This is a genomic window from Micromonospora sp. NPDC047753 (assembly GCF_040642735.1).
In the GTDB taxonomy this organism is placed as follows: Bacteria; Actinomycetota; Actinomycetes; order Mycobacteriales; family Micromonosporaceae; genus Micromonospora.
Genome location: NZ_JBEYSL010000466.1, coordinates 1 through 5,331 on the forward strand (window position 1 = coordinate 1; position 5,331 = coordinate 5,331).

Consider the following 5,331-nt stretch of genomic DNA (forward strand, 5'->3'; position numbering starts at 1 on the left):
GTCGCGCGAGCATTATCAAGATCGTTAAGGCTGAGGCCGGCTCGGTCCACGGCATCGCGGCGGTCAGCGTCCGAGCGCTCCGGCAACGCCCTATCGGGGGAGCTTGCGGAGGATGTCGACCACGAAACGGTGGTCGTCCAACTGCGGCAGCCCGGAGACACCGACCCAGCCCACCACACCGGTGCCGCGCACGCGCAGGGGTACCGCGCCCCCGGCCGCCGCGTACCGCGAGGCCGGCAGACCGAACCGCTCGGCCAGCGTCACCTGCTTGTCCTGGCACAGCCGGGCCATGTAGAGCGAGGAGTGCTCGAAGCGCATCACCACCCGCCCCTTGCGGCGCAGCCACGCGTCGTTGTCCGCCGTCGACCCCGGCAGGCCACAGTGGAACAGCTGCCGCCCGGCCCGCCACACGCCCACCGAGACCGGCAGCCGCTGCTCGGTCGCGGCGGCGACGGCGAGCATCCCCAGCTCGTACGCGTCGGTCTCGGACAGGCCCGCGAGCTCCAGCTCGTTCTCCTCGCGCAGCAGCTCGTCGAGCGTCGGCCACGAATCACGGTCAGCTGACATGTTCATCTCCTTGTTGGTGCGGGCGATCATCCTCGTCGCTCGGGGCGATCACCAGGCGCAGGGCGCGTAGTCCTTCAGGAAACAGCCGTACAGGTCCTCGCCCTGCTCGCCGCGGACGATCGGGTCGTACACCCGGGCCGCGCCGTCGACCAGGTCCAGTGGGGCGTGGAAGCCCTCGTCGGCCAGCCGCATCTTCGTCGGGTGGGGGCGTTCGTCGGTGATCCAGCCGGTGTCGACGCTGGTCATCAGGATGCCGTCGGTCAACATCTCCTCGGCGCTGGTGCGGGTCAGCATGTTCAGCGCCGCCTTGGCCATGTTGGTGTGCGGGTGCCCCGGCCCCTTGTAGCCGCGGCCGAACTGACCCTCCATGGCCGACACGTTCACCACGTACTTGCGGCGGGCCGACGCGGCGGCCATCGCCGGGCGCAACCGACTGACCAGCACGAACGGCGCGGTGACGTTGCACAGCTGCACTTCGAGCAGCTCGACCGGGTCCACCTCCTGGACCCGCTGGACCCAGCTGTTGACCGAGTCGAGGTCGGGCACGAGCCCGCCGGCGTCGATGGCGGTGGACGCCGCGATCCGTTCCGGCGAGGCCGAACCGCTGGTCAGTGCCAGCGCGGTGAGCGCGTGCGGAGTGAGCGCCGTCGACTGTGGGCCGGCGGTCAGGGTGCCCACCGGGCCGCCCTGCGCGTCCGGCTTGGCGAACGTGATCAGCTCCGGCAGCGGGCCGTCCGGCAGGGCCGCGGCCTCGGCGGCGATGAGCTGCGCGTACGCCCCGGGGGACCGGCGGACGGTCTGCGCCGCGTTGTTGATCAGGATGTCGAGAGGGCCCTGGCTGCTGACGTCGTCAGCGAGGGCGATCACCTGGGCGGGGTCGCGCAGGTCGATCCCGACGATCCGCAGCCGGTGCAGCCAGTCGGCGCTGTCGGGCATCGCGGCGAAGCGGCGGACCGCGTCGTGCGGGAACCGGGTCGTCACCGTCGTGTGTGCGCCGTCGCGCAGCAGCCGCAGCGCGATGTACATGCCGATCTTGGCCCGGCCGCCGGTGAGCAGCGCACGCCGGCCGGTCAGGTCGGTGCGGGCGTCGCGGCGCTCACGGTTCAGCGCGGCGCAGGACGGGCAGAGCTGGTGGTAGAAGGCGTCCACCTCGCGGTAGCGCTGCTTGCAGACGTAGCAGCCGCGCGCATTGTGCAGGAAGCCGGCCGTCTCGCCCGCGACGGAGGACGCCAGCGGAATGCCCTGCGTCTCGTCGTCGATCCGCCCCGGAGCGCCGGTGGCCGTGGCCTCCGTCACCGCGCGGTCGGCGGCGAGGATGGCGTCTCGCCGCTCCTCCCGCCGCCGCTGCTTGATCACCTTGTAGAGCCGGGCGGTGGCCCGCTGCACCTGCACCACGTCGGGGTGGTCGGAGGGCAGCGCCTCCAATGCCTCGAAGACGCTGAGGCAGGCCTCCAGCCGGCTTCGGTCAATACCCTCTTGACCGTTTTCGGTAATGTTGTCCACCGTCATGCGTCGTTGTCTCGTCCCGTATCCCGTGCCGGCTCCAGCCGACCCGCCCCAAGTCCGACCCGAAACGGTACGCGCCTCACGGCCTCCGACGCACCTCGCGGCCGCCCGGCGTGGTGCGCCTCGCGACGCTAGGCGGCGTCGGAGTGTCCGAGACGCCAGTAGCCCATGAAGGCGACCGCCCGCCGGTCCAGACCCCGCTCGGCGACCAGGTGCCGGCGCAGGTTACGGATGACGCCGGCCTCCCCGGCCAGCCACGCGTAGAGCGGCGCCGGGGCAACCTGCTCAGGCACCTCCCACAGGATCTCGGTGTCCACGTCGACGTCCGGCACGGGCTGGGCGGCCGTCGACGCGCCGGGGGCCAGCAGCTCCCCGGCCGCGGCGACGACGGCGGGCACCAGTCGGCTGCCGTACCCGTCGGCGCCCCGGGCCAGCCAGCGGACCTCGACGCCGGGCGGTGCGAGCAGCGGCAACACGTCGGCGGCGTCGGGCACCTCCAGCACGACGATGCCCCTGGCGTCGAGGGGGAGCCGCTCGCAGATGCTGCTGATCGCCGGCACGGCGGTCTCGTCCCCGGCCAGCAGCACGGTGCCGCCGGTGGACTGTCGAAATTCGACCCCGCCGTGGTTGCCGTCGAAGCCGGCATCCGGCCCGACCAGAGCGATCTCGTCGCCGACGCTGGCCCGCCGCGCCCAGCGCGTCGCCGGGCCACTGTCGCCGTGCAGCACCAGGTCGACGTCGACCTCGGCCAGGTGCGGGCGGACCGCCCGGACGGTGTAGGTCCGGATCGGGTTGCGGAGGTGCTCGGGCAGGGCCCGCCACGTCGCGTACCAGTCGGCGCCGTCCGGCAGGGTCGCCCGGTCCTGACCGGGCAGCGGCAGCGCCAGCTTGATCCGCTGGTCGTAACCGTTGTCGGCGAAGCGGTCCAGGTTCGCCCCGGTGAAGGTCACCCGGGTGAAGGACGGGCTCAGGCGGCGTACCGCGCGGACGGTGACGGCGAACACGCGCCACGGGGCGATGGGCAGGGTCTCGGTCATGGTGCCTCTCTCGACGCGGGCGGCTCTACCGGGTGGTGCTCGCCACGGCGCGGGAGCGCCACAGCAGCCAGACGAAGTACGGGGTGCCGATCATGGCGGTGACCAGGCCGGCGGGGATCTGGGCCGGCGCGATGACCGTCCGGCCGAAGGTGTCGGCGATGCTGACCAACGCCGCGCCGAGCAGGGCGGCCACCGGGAGCACCCGGGAGTGCCGGCCGCCGACGAGCGCCCGCGCGGCGTGCGGGGCGACCAGACCGACGAAGCCGATGACCCCGACGGCCGAGACGGCTGTGGAGGTGAGCAGCGCCGCCGCGCCGAGCGCGATCAACCGGGTGCGTTCCAGTCGGACGCCCAGCACGCGTGGGGTGTCGTCGTCCAGCGCCATCAGGTCGAGCTCCCGGCGGGCGGCGACAACCGCCGGGGTGAGCACCAGCAGGGCGATCGCCACTGGCAGCACCTGGGTGGGCATCCGACCGTAGGTGGAGCCGGACAGCCAGGTCAACGCCTTCCCGGTGTTCCACGGGTCGAAGGCCACGACCAGGTAGGTGATGACCGCCATGCCGCCCTGCCAGGCGCCGAAGCCGATCAGCACGAGTCGGTCGGAACTCAGCCCGCCGCGCCAGGCGAGGCCGTAGACCAGGGCGAACGCCAGCATCGCGCCGAGCCCGGCGACGCCGGAGACCGCCCACACCCCGGCCAGCGGCACGAAGGTGAGCAGGGAGACCGCGCCGAGTCCGGCGCCGGCGGTGATGCCGAGAATGCCGGGTTCGGCCAGCGGATTGCGGCAGACCGCCTGCACTGTGGTGCCGGCTACCGCGAGCGCCGCGCCGGCCAGGACCGCCGCGGCGACGCGCGGCCACCGCTGGTCCAGCACGAAGGTGTACGCGGGCCCGGTGCTGCCGTTGACCCAGTTGACGACGTCACCGAGCAGCACCCAGGTGTCACCGGCGAGCATGCCGACCGTCACTGCGCAGACGGTCAGGACGGCGGTGACGGCGACGACGCCGCGGTGGAAGGCTGCGGAGCGGACGGCCGCGTGCCCGCCGGGCGGACGACGGGTGGGGCCGGCGTCGCGGTGCCGGCGGGCCAGCCAGATGAGGATCACCGCGCCGAACAGTGTGGTGACCACGCCGGTGGGGATGTCGACCCCGGCCTGCCCGCCCATCACGGCCCGCAGCAGCACGTCGGAGCCGAGGACGATGATGACCCCGACGATGCCGGACAACGGCAGCAGGACGCGGTGCCGGTGCACGCCCGGCACCACGGGGGCGAGCAGCCTGACGATCACCGGTGCGCACAGGCCGACGAAGCCGACCGGGCCGGTGAGGGTGACGGCCGCGGCGGAGAGCAGCACGGCCAGCACCATGACGGTGAGCCGGGTGCGCCGCACGTCGAGGCCGAGCACTGTGGCGGTGTCGTCGCCGAGGGCGAGGATGTCGAGGCGGTGCCCGAGCAGCACGAGCACGATGGCGGCGCCGACGATCACCGGGGCGAGTTGGGTCAGCGCGGTCAGGTCGCTCTGCACCAGCGAGCCGTTCCCCCAGGCGAACAGCCCGATGGTGGCCTGCTCGAACAGGAGCAGCAGCAGGGTGGTCACCGACCCGAGCGCCAGCGCGGTCGCCGAGCCGGCGAGGATCAGCCGGGTGGTGCCGGCCTGCCCACCGGAGGACATCGCCATCACCAGGCCGGCGGCGGCCAGCCCGCCGCCGAAGGCGAGGCCGCCGGCGGGCAGCGCGGGCAGTGAGACGCCGAACGCGGCGACGGCGACGATCGCCAGGTGGGCGCCCGCGTTGACCGCGAGGGTGTCGGGGGACGCGAGCGGGTTGCGGGCGATCGACTGCAACGCCGCCCCGGCGAACCCGAGCGCCACGCCGATGGCGAGCCCGGCGAGCAGCCGGGGCAGGCGGGACGCGATCAGGACGCGGGCCGCCTCATCGTCGGCGCCGGTCGCGAGCCGCAGCAGGTCGAGGGCGCCGACGTTCGAGGTGCCCTGGGTGAGGTGCACCGCGCCGACCACGAGCAGCAGCAGGATCGCGGCGACGAAGACGACGGCGATGCGGGGCACGGCCAGGCGCCCGCCCGGAGCCGGCCGGGTGGCCGGCTCCGGGCGTGGTGGAGCGTTCAGCACGCTCACACCGTGTACGTCTTGACGAGTTCGTCGATGTACTGCTTGCCGGAGAGCGGACCGCCGAAGGTCCAGATGCCGTTGGGCATCTTGTGC

At 73.3% G+C, this 5,331-nt stretch carries 4 protein-coding genes; all 4 read right to left on the reverse strand.

Annotated features, from left to right (window positions below; all coding sequences use genetic code 11):
• Positions 1 to 90 precede the first annotated feature (90 nt).
• Positions 91 to 567, reverse strand: a complete 477-nt coding sequence (locus tag ABZ749_RS28610) for a heme-degrading domain-containing protein (RefSeq protein ID WP_357233235.1) — start codon at positions 565 to 567, stop codon at positions 91 to 93.
• A gap of 48 nt (positions 568 to 615) precedes the next feature.
• Positions 616 to 2,076 carry an SDR family NAD(P)-dependent oxidoreductase gene (locus ABZ749_RS28615; RefSeq protein WP_357233237.1) on the reverse strand — a complete coding sequence of 487 codons (1,461 nt, stop codon included), beginning with the start codon at positions 2,074 to 2,076 and terminating at the stop codon, positions 616 to 618.
• Between the two features lie 128 nt (positions 2,077 to 2,204).
• Complete coding sequence (locus ABZ749_RS28620; RefSeq protein ID WP_357233239.1) at positions 2,205 to 3,110, reverse strand: siderophore-interacting protein; 906 nt, start codon at positions 3,108 to 3,110, stop codon at positions 2,205 to 2,207.
• A 25-nt stretch (positions 3,111 to 3,135) separates the two neighbouring features.
• Positions 3,136 to 5,235 (reverse strand): iron ABC transporter permease, encoded by a 2,100-nt coding sequence (locus tag ABZ749_RS28625; protein WP_357233241.1) that lies wholly within the window; start codon positions 5,233 to 5,235, stop codon positions 3,136 to 3,138.
• Positions 5,236 to 5,331: the final 96 nt, after the last annotated feature.

Bases quoted from the DNA above. Each gene is read 5' to 3' on its own strand.
- ABZ749_RS28610 (WP_357233235.1), bottom strand. From the start codon at position 567: ATGTCAGCTGACCGTGATTCGTGGCCGACGCTCGACGAGCTGCTGCGC.
- ABZ749_RS28615 (WP_357233237.1), bottom strand. From the start codon at position 2,076: ATGACGGTGGACAACATTACCGAAAACGGTCAAGAGGGTATTGACCGA.
- ABZ749_RS28620 (WP_357233239.1), bottom strand. From the start codon at position 3,110: ATGACCGAGACCCTGCCCATCGCCCCGTGGCGCGTGTTCGCCGTCACC.